10 protein-coding genes and 1 riboswitch are annotated in these 11,860 nt (G+C 63.4%); of the genes, 9 read left to right on the forward strand and 1 reads right to left on the reverse strand.

Annotated features, from left to right (window positions below):
- The first annotated feature begins 16 nt into the window (after nt 1-16).
- Complete coding sequence (locus AB4048_RS10275; protein WP_442201863.1) at nt 17-1,198, forward strand: MFS transporter; 1,182 nt, start codon at nt 17-19, stop codon at nt 1,196-1,198.
- 73 nt (nt 1,199-1,271) lie between these two features.
- Here AB4048_RS10275 and AB4048_RS10280 read toward each other — a convergent pair whose 3' ends face one another.
- Nucleotides 1,272-3,167 (reverse strand): ABC transporter ATP-binding protein/permease, encoded by a 1,896-nt coding sequence (locus tag AB4048_RS10280; protein ID WP_442201846.1) that lies wholly within the window; start codon nt 3,165-3,167, stop codon nt 1,272-1,274.
- Between the two features lie 157 nt (nt 3,168-3,324).
- Here AB4048_RS10280 and AB4048_RS10285 point away from each other — a divergent pair, with 157 nt between their 5' ends.
- The 8 genes from AB4048_RS10285 (at nt 3,325) to AB4048_RS10320 (ending at nt 11,624) form a co-directional block, all read left to right on the forward strand.
- A complete protein-coding gene (locus AB4048_RS10285; RefSeq protein WP_442201847.1) occupies nt 3,325-4,161 on the forward strand; it encodes an AAA family ATPase in 837 nt (278 codons plus the stop codon).
- Between the two features lie 45 nt (nt 4,162-4,206).
- Nucleotides 4,207-4,284, forward strand: a riboswitch (SAM riboswitch).
- Nucleotides 4,285-4,329: 45 nt separating this feature from the next.
- A complete protein-coding gene (gene metA / locus AB4048_RS10290; RefSeq protein ID WP_442201848.1) occupies nt 4,330-5,256 on the forward strand; it encodes a homoserine O-acetyltransferase MetA in 927 nt (308 codons plus the stop codon).
- A 4-nt stretch (nt 5,257-5,260) separates the two neighbouring features.
- On the forward strand, nt 5,261-6,445 hold the full coding sequence (locus tag AB4048_RS10295; protein WP_442201849.1) for a vWA domain-containing protein: 1,185 nt from the start codon (nt 5,261-5,263) through the stop codon (nt 6,443-6,445).
- 120 nt (nt 6,446-6,565) lie between these two features.
- On the forward strand, nt 6,566-7,591 hold the full coding sequence (locus tag AB4048_RS10300) for an aldose epimerase family protein (protein ID WP_442201850.1): 1,026 nt from the start codon (nt 6,566-6,568) through the stop codon (nt 7,589-7,591).
- A 323-nt stretch (nt 7,592-7,914) separates the two neighbouring features.
- Nucleotides 7,915-8,688 (forward strand): GntR family transcriptional regulator, encoded by a 774-nt coding sequence (locus AB4048_RS10305; RefSeq protein WP_442201851.1) that lies wholly within the window; start codon nt 7,915-7,917, stop codon nt 8,686-8,688.
- Nucleotides 8,685-9,710, forward strand: a complete 1,026-nt coding sequence (locus AB4048_RS10310; protein WP_442201852.1) for an SIS domain-containing protein — start codon at nt 8,685-8,687, stop codon at nt 9,708-9,710. The genes AB4048_RS10305 and AB4048_RS10310 overlap by 4 nt, the downstream gene beginning before the upstream one ends.
- Nucleotides 9,710-10,864 (forward strand): N-acetylglucosamine-6-phosphate deacetylase, encoded by a 1,155-nt coding sequence (nagA, locus tag AB4048_RS10315; protein ID WP_442201853.1) that lies wholly within the window; start codon nt 9,710-9,712, stop codon nt 10,862-10,864. Before AB4048_RS10310 ends, nagA begins: the two co-directional genes overlap by 1 nt.
- Before the next feature lie 31 nt (nt 10,865-10,895).
- Nucleotides 10,896-11,624: an SIS domain-containing protein gene (locus AB4048_RS10320; protein ID WP_442201854.1), complete on the forward strand. Its 729-nt coding sequence runs from the start codon at nt 10,896-10,898 to the stop codon at nt 11,622-11,624.
- Nucleotides 11,625-11,860: the final 236 nt, after the last annotated feature.

An 11,860-nucleotide genomic window follows, 5' to 3' on the forward strand; every position in this document is an offset into this window, starting at 1 on the left:
AAAAAATATGTCTGCCATGCCGCCGGCGCTATTTGCGCTGACCATCGCGGCCTATGCGATCGGGACAACGGAATTCGTCATCGTCGGCCTGCTGCCGACCGTTGCTTCCGATCTTCACATCACCCTGCCGCTCGCTGGCCTCATCGTCAGCGTCTATGCGCTCGGCGTCACCTTCGGCGCGCCGGTGCTGACGGCGCTGACCGGCAATCTGGAGCGCAAGGGCCTGTTGCTTGGCCTCATGGCCCTGTTCATTGCCGGCAACGGCATGGCGGCGTTGAGCACCGGATATCCCATGTTGCTGGTCGCCCGCGTGCTCTCGGCCTTCGCGCATGGCGTCTTCTTCTCCGTGGGCTCCACCATCGCCGCGGATCTCGTGCCGCAGAACCGCCGCGCTTCGGCGATCGCCATGATGTTCATGGGCCTGACCGTCGCGATCGTGACCGGCGTTCCACTTGGTACGTTCATCGGCCAGACGTTTGGCTGGCGCGCCACCTTCGCCGCTGTGGCAGGGCTCGGCATGGTCGCGCTCGCGGGCATTGCCCTGCTCTTGCCGAACAATCTGAAGAAGGCACCGCCGGCGGGCATGATCGAGCAGGTTCGTGTGCTCGGAAGCGGTCGCCTGCTCATCGTTTTTGCCATGACCGCGCTCGGCTACGGCGGCACCTTCGTCACCTTCACCTTCCTGGCATCGATGCTGCAGGAGATCACCGGCTTTGCCGCATCCTCCGTCAGCTTCATCCTGATGCTTTATGGCGTCGCGATCGCGATCGGCAACATCGTCGGCGGCCGGCTGGCCAACCGCAGCCCCGTCAAGGCGCTGACCGGGTTGTTTCTGCTGCAGGCGCTGGTGCTCGTCCTCTTCAGCATTACCGCGCCCTCGCCATGGCTCGCCATCCCGACGCTCGCTGCCCTCGGCTTCCTCTCGTTCGCCAACGTGCCGGGCCTGCAGCTCTATGTCGTTCAGCTGGCGAGGCAGTTCCGCCCCGCCGCGGTCGACGTCGCCTCTGCCTTGAACATTGCAGCCTTTAATCTCGGCATTGCCGGCGGCGCGTGGATCGGCGGCCTCGTGGTGCAATCGCCGCTCGGCCTTGGCGCCACGCCCTGGGTCGGCGCCCTGCTGGTCGGCGGCGCCCTTGCCCTCACCATCCTGAGCGGCGCCCTCGACCGCCGCTCGAACCCCGTCGCGCAGCCGGCCTGACGACATTTGAGCCTCGCGCATAGCCCTCTTGGGCAGGCGCGATCAGGTCAGCTTCAAAGATGTGCGAGTTGGATCAGCGCCGCCCGCTCACGGCGCGGCTGCGCGGTGCGGAGGAGGAGATGGACATCGGCTTGGTCTTGCCGGCGGCCGACGGTGTCTGTGCCGGCGTATGCCGGGTGGAGGAAAGCGGCGCCGGAGGTGGCGGGACGAGTGCCTGCAGATGCAGGACGCGCGGCGACAGAGCCGAAAGATAGGCTTCGGAACGTCCGATATAGATCGTCGTGGTGTTCTTCATGCCGGCAAGCAGTTGAACAAAGCGCTGCTGAATGTCGGGCTCGAGGCCCTCCAGCGTCTCGTCGAGGATCATCCAGCGCGGCTGGGCGAGCAGCGCGTGGGCAAAGGCGACGGCCTTCTGTTCGTCGGCATCGAGCGTACGGTCCCAGCGGGCACGCGTATCGAGCTTGCCCTTCAGGCGTCCGAGGCCGACCTTTTCTATCGCCGCTTCGACGTCCGCGTCGGGATAGGTGCTCAGATCCTCGGGGAAAGCCACCGCCTCGCGCAACGTGCCGCCGGGCACATAGGCGGTGTGCGGGACGAAGAGCATGCTCTCTCTCGAAGGGAGGTCGATCTTGCCGCTGCCGCAGCGCCACAATCCGGCCAACGCCTGGAACAGAAGCTTCCTGTTCACGCCGTGGTCGCCGTTGACCATGATCCGCTCGCCTTCGTTGATCGTCACGGTTCCCTCGCGAATGCGGAAACCGTTTTCGGCGATATCCTCGGTGCTCCTGGTCGAAACGACGAGATCTTCAAGCGTCAGCTTGCCGGGATCGGACTGGTCGACGGCGATGGTGTTGGCAGGCTGTGCACCCGTATCCATCTCCAGCAGCGCCTGGCGAAAGTCGGTCACGCGCATCAGCGTCGCACGCCATTCGGCGATAGGCCCGAAATTCGCGACATACCAGCGAAGCGCGGTGTTCACCTGGTTGAACGCCCCGACCACCATCATCAGCTGGCCGAAGGTGAGGCCGCCAGTGAAATAGGCGGGCGCGGCGACCAGGATCGGGATGACGAGCACCATCCAGCCATAGCTTGCCGACACCCAGGTCAGGTTGGTGTTGGCGATCGCCAGCTGGCGAATGACTGACAGCACGGAGGAGATATCGGTATTGATGCGCCGGCGCTCGTTTTCCTCGCCGCCCGCGACCGTGATTGCCGCCATGTTCTCGCTGGCGTGCATCAGCGAAAAGCGCAGCTCCGCCTCCTTGGAGTAGCGATCGGCATTGAGCCGCACGAGCCGGCGCCCGACGAGTTGGCTGAGGAACGACGCGGACGCGGCGTAGAGGATCGCCGCCCAGACCATGTAGCCGGGGATGGAAAAGCTTCTGCCGTAAAGATGGAAGATGAAACCGCTCGACAGCTCCCAGAGCACGCCGATGAAGCTGACAAGCAGGATCGTCGACTGCACGAGCCCGATGGCAAGCCCGGTCGTGCTCTCGGACAGCAGCCGCGCATCTTCGTGAAGGCGCTGGTCGGGATTGACGCCGATGAGGCCGGAGGCGGCGAGCCTGAGCGCGCGCTTGGCCTGCAGCCATTGATTGACGAGATCGCGCACCAGACCTTCGCGCATGTAGAGCGCTGCCATCTGGTTGAACCAGGCCTGGATCACATTGAGGACCAGTAGCGAGCCGGCAATGATGCCGAAGACGCCGAGCTGATGAAGGAACTCGGAGCCGTCGCGTCGCGCCAGTGAATCGTAGAACGGCGCGTTCCATTCGTTCAGCATCACCTGGACGTAGGCCGTCAACAGAATGACGGCCAGCAGTGCGACCACCAGTGCGATCAGCTTGAGGCGAACGGGAGAATTCCAGAAGGCCGAGAACATCATTTTCAGGCGAGATAAGACACTCAGATCGTAACCAACGCGATCACTTTTAAGAATGCCGGGCTTGCCTTTGGTATCAACGGCCATCACGCTTTCCTGCAACGCTCTCCCACTCACATACTCATGGCCAACCCGCATGTCCATCCATGCCCCCCAGAAGCGCATCCGCGCCTGCGGTTCTTAGCCCTTGAACCGTACTCCTCAGATCGCTAGCTTGCGCCCCAAACGTTAGGAAAACCTTCCAATGCAGTTTAAAGGCACGTCTCAATACATCGCCGACAAGGATCTCATGGTCGCCGTCAACGCCGCGATCCGGCTGGAGCGTCCGCTCCTCGTCAAGGGAGAACCGGGAACCGGCAAGACGGAACTCGCGCGCCAAGTCGCCGCCGCCCTCGGCCTCGACCTCATCGAATGGGCCGTCAAATCGACCACCAAGGCCCAGCAGGGCCTCTACGAGTATGATGCAGTCTCGCGCTTGCGCGACAGCCAACTCGGCGACGCTCGAATCAACGACGTGTCCCAATATATCCGAAAAGGAAAGCTCTGGCAGGCCTTCACGACACCCCAAAAATGCGTACTGCTGATAGACGAGATTGATAAGGCGGATATCGAATTCCCGAATGATTTGCTGCAGGAACTCGATCGGATGGAGTTTCATGTCTACGAGACGGACGAAACCATCCGCGCGCTCCATCGCCCCATCGTCATCATCACGTCCAACAACGAGAAGGAACTGCCGGACGCATTCCTGCGCCGCTGCTTCTTTCACTACATCCGCTTTCCCGATGCCGAAACGCTGTCGCAGATCGTGGAAGTGCATTATCCCGGCATCAAGCGTTCCCTGGTCAGCGCCGCCCTGACCCGCTTCTTCGAGATCCGCGACGTGCCGGGCCTGAAGAAGAAGCCGTCGACCTCGGAGGCGCTCGACTGGATCCGGCTGCTGGTCGCCGACGATGTCGACCCTTTGACGCTCGGCGCCGACGCGAAAAACGCGCTGCCGAAGCTGCACGGCGCATTGCTCAAGAACGAGCAGGATGTGCACCTCTTCGAGCGGCTCGCCTTCATGGCGCGCAGGCAGTAACAGCCGCTCCCCGCGCCCGGTTGATTTTGCGCCAATCCGGCGCTATTTAAGGCCCGTGGTGATTTGGCCGGCCGGCTTGCAGCCACGTTAAACAACTCGCTAAAGGGCCGCGTGCGGACCGGTAGCGATTTTTTCGCGGCCGGTTTTTTGCATTTGTCGAGTATAGCCATGCCCATCAGGATTCCCGATACGCTGCCCGCCTTCGAAACCCTTCTCAACGAGGGCGTGCGGGTGATGACGGAAACGGTCGCGATCCGTCAGGATATCCGGCCCCTGCAGATCGGCCTGCTCAATCTCATGCCGAACAAGATCAAGACCGAAGTGCAGATGGCGCGCCTTGTCGGCGCCTCGCCGCTACAGGTCGAACTGTCGCTGGTGCGCATCGGCGGCCACAAGGCCAAGAATACTTCCGAGGATCATCTGCTCTCCTTCTACCAGACATGGGATGAAATCAGGCACCGCAAGTTCGACGGCTTCATTATCACCGGCGCCCCCATCGAGCTCCTCGACTACGAGGAGGTGAGCTACTGGGACGAGATGCGGCAGATCTTCGACTGGACCGCGACCAATGTGCACTCGACGCTCAACGTCTGCTGGGGCGCGATGGCGGCAATCTACCATTTCCATGGGGTGCCGAAACATACGCTGAAGGAGAAAGCCTTTGGCGTCTATACGCACAGGAACCTCAAGCCGGCGTCGGTCTACCTCAACGGCTTTTCGGACGATTTCGCCATTCCGGTGTCGCGCTGGACGGAAGTGCGCCGTACCGACATCGAAAAGCAGCCGAGCCTCGAAATCCTGATGGAATCCACCGAAATGGGCCCCTGCCTGGTGCGGGAGCAGGCCTGCAACCGGCTCTACATGTTCAACCACGTCGAATACGACTCGACGTCGCTTGCCGACGAGTATTTCCGCGACGTGAACGCGGGGACGCCGATCAAGATGCCGCACAACTATTTCCCGCACAACGACGTGGAGTTGCCGCCGCAAAATCGCTGGCGCAGCCACGCGCATCTGTTCTTCGGCAACTGGATCAACGAGATTTACCAGACCACGCCCTACGACCTGGAAGAGATCGGCACCGACAGGGACTGACGTCATGTACATCCCCTTCTTCCTAAAGCTGAAGGAAGCGAAGATCCCGGTAACGCTGCGGGAATTCCTGTCGCTTCTGGAAGGAATGGAGAAAGGGATCGCCGACGACGATGTCGAGGCGTTCTACTATCTGGCGCGCGCGACGCTCGTCAAGGACGAGCGCTTCATCGATCGCTTCGACCAGGTCTTCGCCGCCTATTTTAGGGGTGTCGAGGCGATCGGCGGCGGCGCCGGGACGGAAGCGGTGCCGATCCCGGAAGACTGGCTGCGCAAACTCGCCGAGAAGCATCTGACGGACGAGGAGAAGAGGCTCATTGAGGCGCTCGGCGGCTTCGACAAGCTGATGGAGGCCTTGCGGCAGCGTCTCGCCGAGCAGAAGGGCCGCCACCAAGGCGGATCGAAATGGATCGGCACGGCTGGAACATCGCCGTTCGGCGCCCATGGCTACAATCCCGAAGGCGTGCGCATCGGCCAGGAGACCTCCCGCCACCGCCGCGCGGTCAAAGTCTGGGACCGGCGCGACTTCAAGAACCTCGACGACAATGTCGAGCTCGGAACGCGCAATATCAAGGTGGCGCTAAAGCGGCTGCGTCGCTGGGTGCGCGAGGGAGCCGCCGACGAACTGGATCTTTCAGGCACGATCCGCTCGACCGCCGAGCATGGCTATCTCGACGTCAAGACCCGGCCGGAGCGGCGCAACGCCGTAAAACTCCTGATGTTTTTCGATGTCGGCGGCTCGATGGACGGTCATATTCGCGTCGTCGAGGAGCTTTTTTCGGCCGCACGGTCCGAATTCCGGCATATGGAATATTTCTACTTCCACAATTGCATCTACGAAGGCGTATGGAAGGACAATCGCCGCCGGCGCGTCGACGTGACCGCAACCACGGACCTCGTGCGCACCTTCGGTTCGGACTATCGCGTCTTATTTGTCGGCGATGCCTCGATGAGCCCCTACGAGATCACCCATGTCGGCGGTTCGGTCGAGCATTGGAGCCCTGAGGCGGGCGGCATCTGGCTCAATCGCGTGACCGATCATTTCCGCCGCTGTGTCTGGCTCAATCCGGTTCCCGAGGACTATTGGGGCGGCACCAACTCGATATCGCTCGTCCGCAATCTCCTGGGTGGGCGCATGTATCCGCTGACACTCGGCGGGCTCGAGCGCGCGACGCGGGAACTTTCGCGCTGAGGGCAGCCGCGTTGGGCGACCCGTTGTCAGGCAGAATTTCTCTTCCTCAGGCGATTGCGGATTGCGACAAATGGAGGCAGGGTCTGCCATCCAGTATTCAGCGACGAACGGACAGCGGCGATGGCTAAGGCGACTTTGGAACGGGAAGTATTCGGCAAGACCGCGGACGGCAAAACGGTGCACCGTGTCAAGATCGCCGGCGGCGGGCTAACCGCGCATGTGCTTAGCTGGGGCGCGGTCATCCAGGATCTCAGGCTTGCGGGGCACGCGCCGCCGTTGACGCTCGGCTTCGACAATTTCGACGACTACCTGCACCATTCCTCCTATTTCGGAGCCACGCCCGGCCGTTGCGCCAACCGCATCGCCGGCGGACGCTTCACGCTCGACGGCAAGGCCTATCAGCTGGAACGCAACGAAAAGGGCGTCACGCATCTGCATGGCGGCAGCGACAACGTCGCCAAGCGCAACTGGACCATCGTCGAGCACGACACCGATCGCGTCATCCTGAAGATCGTCGATCCCGACGGCCGCGCCGGCTATCCCGGCAACTGCACCATCCAGGCGACCTATTGGGTTCACGGCGATGGCGAGCTCTCGGTCACCTACGAGACGATCAGCGATCAGCCGACGCTCGCCAACGTCTGCCAGCACGCCTACTTCAATCTCGACGGCGAGGAGACGGCACTCGGCCACGACCTGATGATTGCGGCCGACCACTATCTGCCGACCGACGAGCAGCAGATACCGACCGGCGAAGAGCGCCCCGTCGAGGGCACTGCCTTCGACTTCCGGGAGATGTCGCCGATGAAGCGTTTCCATGACGGCGAACAGGCGCTCTACGACCACAATTTCTGCCTGTCGCGCGAGCGCACAGCCAAGCGCAGCGTGGTGCTCGCCCGCAGTGTCAATTCCGGCGTAGCGCTCGAGGTGCGCACCACCGAGCCCGGCGTCCAGTTCTACGCTGCCTTCAAACTCAACGTTCCCGTCCCCGGCCTCGAAGGCCGCAAATACGGCCCCTTCGCCGGCTTCTGCCTCGAAACCCAGGTATGGCCTGATGCCATCAACCATGAAGGTTTCCCGAGAGCGGTACTGCGTCCCGGCGAAGTACTGCGGCAGGAGACGGACTACATATTCACGCGAAGCTGAGCATATTCTCTTTTAAGCCGGGCTCCATGAGCCCAGGTCGCTTGCTGACAAAGCAGTCTTTTTTTTTGCGAGCGCGTCCGTTCTCTCCGTCTTCCCGGCCTTGAGCCGGGATCCAGCCGCGCCGCGTCGGCGGCGCGAAAGAGTCTTTTGCGCGCAAGGACTTGCGCGCGCTGGACCCCGGATCGAGTCCGGGGTGACGGCGGATAGCGGCGCAGTCCCGTAAGCCGGTGGAGTTTGTCAACAGTTTAAGCCGGCACCACGAGCGGGGCTTTTTCTGTGGTCATACTTGCCAACTGGTTCCAAATAGGTTCTAATTCACAGCCATGGATAAAACCAATCTGATCGCCGAACTCGGCAGTCGCGGCTTGAGGGGCGAGGCCATGAGCGGGCCGCTCTACAAGCGGCTGGCGCTGGCGCTGACCGGATTGATCGAGGAAGGGCTCTTGAAGCCCGGGGCGGCGCTGCCGCCGGAGCGCGAGCTCGCGGAAGCCCTGCAGGTCGGACGGGTCACGGTGAGAACCGCTTACCGGGACCTGATGTCGGCGGGCGCGCTGGAATCGAGGCACGGCAGCGGCACCTTCGTTTCGCAACGCGTCGAGCGCATCGAGCAGTCCCTGTGGCGGCTATCCTCGTTCTCGGCCGATATGCGATCGCGCGGCCGGACGCCGTCTGCCAGGGTGCTGTCGCGCAGCGTCGCGCGGCCGGCGCCGGAGGAATCCTTTCTCCTCGGCCTCGGCGCGGATGAGACGGTGCTGCGTCTCGACCGATTGCGGCTTGCCGACGGCCTGCCGCTTGCGATCGAGCGGGCGTTGATTCCGACGAAATTCCTCGGAGTTGATGCGGCCGACACGGGATCGCTCTATGATGCGCTGACGGAAAACGGCTTTCGGCCCGTGCGCGCCCTGCAGCGGCTGACGGCGGTGACGCTGGATGCCTCCTCGGCCGCCGTGCTGAACGTCAAGGCCGGAGCGCCCGCTTTGTTGATCGAGCGCGTCTCGCGCCTCGAAGACGACCGCGTCGTCGAATACACACGTTCGCATTATCGCGGCGACGCCTATGATTTCGTGACAGAATTGAAAGTTGGAGACGATTTATGAGCCAGTCCCTGATGCTGATGGAAGCCGGCCAGTCGCCTGAGGTGGTGGCAACCCTGCTGGACAAGGAAAAGCCTGCCTTCGACGAAATAGCCAAGCTCTTTTCCGCGGCCGCGCCTTCGGTGGTAACCACGGCGGCGCGCGGATCCTCCGACCACGCGGCCACTTTCTTCAAATACCTCTTCGAAATCTCCTGCGGCGTTCCGGTCGCATCGATCGGCCCCTCGATCGCCTCGATCTACGGCTCCTCGCTGCACCTGAAGAACGGTGTGCATTTCACCGTCTCCCAATCGGGTGCCAGCCCCGACATCGTCGCCCTGCAGGATGCCGCCAAGCGCGGCGGGGCAACGACGATCGCCGTCGTCAACGTGACCGACAGCCCGCTTGCGAAGCAGGCGGACATCGTGATCGGCCTCAACGCCGGACCCGAAAAGAGCGTCGCTGCGACGAAATCCTTCATCGCATCGGTCGCGGCTCTCTCAGGCGTCACGGCAGCCATATCCGGAAGCCGCGCGCTGGCATCCGCGCTCGCCGGTCTCCCGACCGCATTGGAGGCGACGAGCGGCATCGATACGCGTGAGGTAGAGGACGTGCTTTTCAGCGCCACTTCGCTCTATACCACCGGTCGCGGACCGGCATTCGCGATCGCGCTCGAGGCGGCGCTGAAGGCCAAGGAGACCGCCGGTCTGCATGCGGAGGCTTTTTCGCTCGCCGAACTGATGCACGGACCGATGCGTCTCGTTCAGCCCGGCTTCCCCATCGTCGCCTTCCTTCCGGACGACGCTGCCCTGAACAACAACGTGCAGGCGCTCGAACGCCTGCAGAAGCTCGGTGCGACCACGGCACCCTTCTCCACGACGCCGCTTGCCGGCATCAACACCCGCATGCCCTCCACCGGCAACGGGCTGATCGATCCCTTGGTTTCGCTGCTTTGCTACTATCGCGTGATTGAACAGGTCACGCGCCGCAAGGGCTTTGATCCCGATAAGCCGGCTAACCTTCTTAAAGTGACGGAGACCATGTGATGGACTATACGGTCTTCACGGGCGCCCGCATTTTCGACGGCGACCGGTTTCACGACGATAGCGCGCTCGTCATCGGCAACGGCCGCGTTCAGGCGATCACCGCCTTGAATGCCGTCCCGGCAAGCGCCAAGACCGTCAAACTCGAAGGCGGCGTGCTCTCTCCCGGCTTCATCGACGCGCAGGTGAACGGCGGCGGCGGGCGGATGCTGAACGACGGCCCCTCGCCCGACGCCATGTACACGATCGCCAAGGGCCACCGGCCTTTCGGGACGACGGGGCTGCTGCCGACCCTGATAACCGACGTGGCGGCGGCGTCCGCGGCGGCAATCGAGGCGGCAACCGAGGCGGTGAAAAGCAATCGCGGCGTCGTCGGCCTGCATCTCGAAGGCCCGCATCTGGCGCCAGCCCGCAAAGGCGCCCATCTCGCCCAGCTCATGCGGCCCGTCGAGGACAACGACGTCAAGGTGTTCATCCGTGCCCGCGAGGCGATCGGCGTGCTCTTGGTGACGATGGCCGCCGAGCAGGTGACGGAGCGCCAGGTTCAGGCACTGAGCGAGGGCGGCGTGATCGTCAGCCTTGGGCATTCCGACTGCACGGCCGAAGCGGCGGACGCACGCTTCGATGCCGGCGCGCGCGGCGTCACGCACCTCTTCAACGCCATGAGCCAGCTCGGCCATCGCACCCCGGGCCTCGTCGGCGCGGCGCTCGATCACCCCGCCGTCTGGTGCGGCATCATCGCCGATGGCCATCATGTCGATCCGCGGGCGCTTCGCATGGCGCTGCGCGCCAAGCGCGGCGAGGGCCGCCTGTTCTTCGTCACCGACGCGATGTCGCTGGTCGGCACGGACCTTCAAAGCTTCACGCTGAACGGCCGGACGGTCTATCGGCGCGCCGGCGGCTATTGTTCGAAGCTGGTGCTCGACGACGGCACGCTTGCCGGCTCCGACGTCGATATGGCCGCGACCATCCGCTACGGCGTCAACATTCTGGAATTGCCGCTTGCCGAGGCGCTGCGCATGGCGACGGCTTATCCGGCGCGATTTCTGCGGCTTGCCGACCGGGGACACCTGACGCCCGGCGCGCGTGCCGACCTCGTCCACATCAACGACGCGATCGAGGCGAGGGCGACCTGGCTCGGTGGCGAGCCGGCATGACGCTGACGTCCCGCCCGCAGGGAGAATGACGATGACCGCGATTACGAATGCTTATTTCTCCGCCCTGATCGAAAGGCTTGCCGCCCTCAGCGAGGCGCTTGCCGAGCCGCTGGCACGGGCGTCGGCCGTCATCGTCGAGGCCGCGCGTGCCGATAGGCGCGTCTATGTCTTCGGCACCGGCCATTCGCATATGCTGGCTGAAGAGGTGCACTATCGCGCCGGCGGGCTCGCGATCACCGTTCCGGTGCTCGCCGGCTCGACGATGCTGCATGAGGGCGCGGTGATGAGTTCGGTCTACGAGCGCACGACCGGCCTGGTGCGCCCGATGCTCGAACGCTATGGCATCCAGGCCGGAGACGTACTCATCATCGCCTCGAATTCCGGCGTCAATGCCGCCCCCATCGAAGCGGCGCAATACGGCCGCGAACTCGGCGCCACGGTCATCGCCCTGACATCGGTCGCCTATTCCGCGGCGGTCGCCAACGGCCGCACGCGGCTTGCCGACCTCGCCGACATCGTTTTCGACAACGGCCTTCCGCCGGGCGATGCGGTCGTCGATCTGCCGGGAAGCGCGCTGAAGACCGGTCCGGTATCGACCGCCGTCGGGGCCGCGATCCTCAATGCTCTCTTTGCGGATGTCGCGGCGGAATTGGCAAAGTCCGGCAATCCCCCCGTATACCTCAGCGCCAATATGCCCGGCGCCAAGGAGATCAACCAGGAACTGGTGAGGAAATACCGGCCACGCAACCCGCATCTGTAATTTCGCGCTTCTCGTTCGGAGCTGCAGCGCGCAGGTTTACGGTCGCTGGAGGATTGCGCACCTCCCGCGTTTTTCAAAAAGCCTCCGCAGGAGGGCGCACGCAAATGCGGAACCTCACTGATATGAATACTTGCGGCTCCGCATTTGCGTGGCCTTCGGCGTTCTTCGGGACTTCCGGTCCCTTGAGATGAACCCCTCGTCTCGCTGCACCGAAGCATTGTCGCGCCGGCTTGCAT

Origin of the sequence: Rhizobium sp. RAF56, from assembly GCF_052113965.1 — a bacterium.
In the GTDB taxonomy this organism is placed as follows: domain Bacteria; phylum Pseudomonadota; class Alphaproteobacteria; order Rhizobiales; family Rhizobiaceae; genus Rhizobium.

Coding starts and splice junctions, on each gene's coding strand:
- AB4048_RS10295 (WP_442201849.1), top strand. CDS start 5,261: ATGTACATCCCCTTCTTCCTAAAGCTGAAGGAAGCGAAGATCCCGGTA.
- AB4048_RS10300 (WP_442201850.1), top strand. CDS start 6,566: ATGGCTAAGGCGACTTTGGAACGGGAAGTATTCGGCAAGACCGCGGAC.
- AB4048_RS10320 (WP_442201854.1), top strand. CDS start 10,896: ATGACCGCGATTACGAATGCTTATTTCTCCGCCCTGATCGAAAGGCTT.
- AB4048_RS10310 (WP_442201852.1), top strand. CDS start 8,685: ATGAGCCAGTCCCTGATGCTGATGGAAGCCGGCCAGTCGCCTGAGGTG.
- AB4048_RS10285 (WP_442201847.1), top strand. CDS start 3,325: ATGCAGTTTAAAGGCACGTCTCAATACATCGCCGACAAGGATCTCATG.
- nagA (WP_442201853.1), top strand. CDS start 9,710: ATGGACTATACGGTCTTCACGGGCGCCCGCATTTTCGACGGCGACCGG.
- AB4048_RS10305 (WP_442201851.1), top strand. CDS start 7,915: ATGGATAAAACCAATCTGATCGCCGAACTCGGCAGTCGCGGCTTGAGG.
- metA (WP_442201848.1), top strand. CDS start 4,330: ATGCCCATCAGGATTCCCGATACGCTGCCCGCCTTCGAAACCCTTCTC.
- AB4048_RS10275 (WP_442201863.1), top strand. CDS start 17: ATGCCGCCGGCGCTATTTGCGCTGACCATCGCGGCCTATGCGATCGGG.
- AB4048_RS10280 (WP_442201846.1), bottom strand. CDS start 3,167: ATGGCCGTTGATACCAAAGGCAAGCCCGGCATTCTTAAAAGTGATCGC.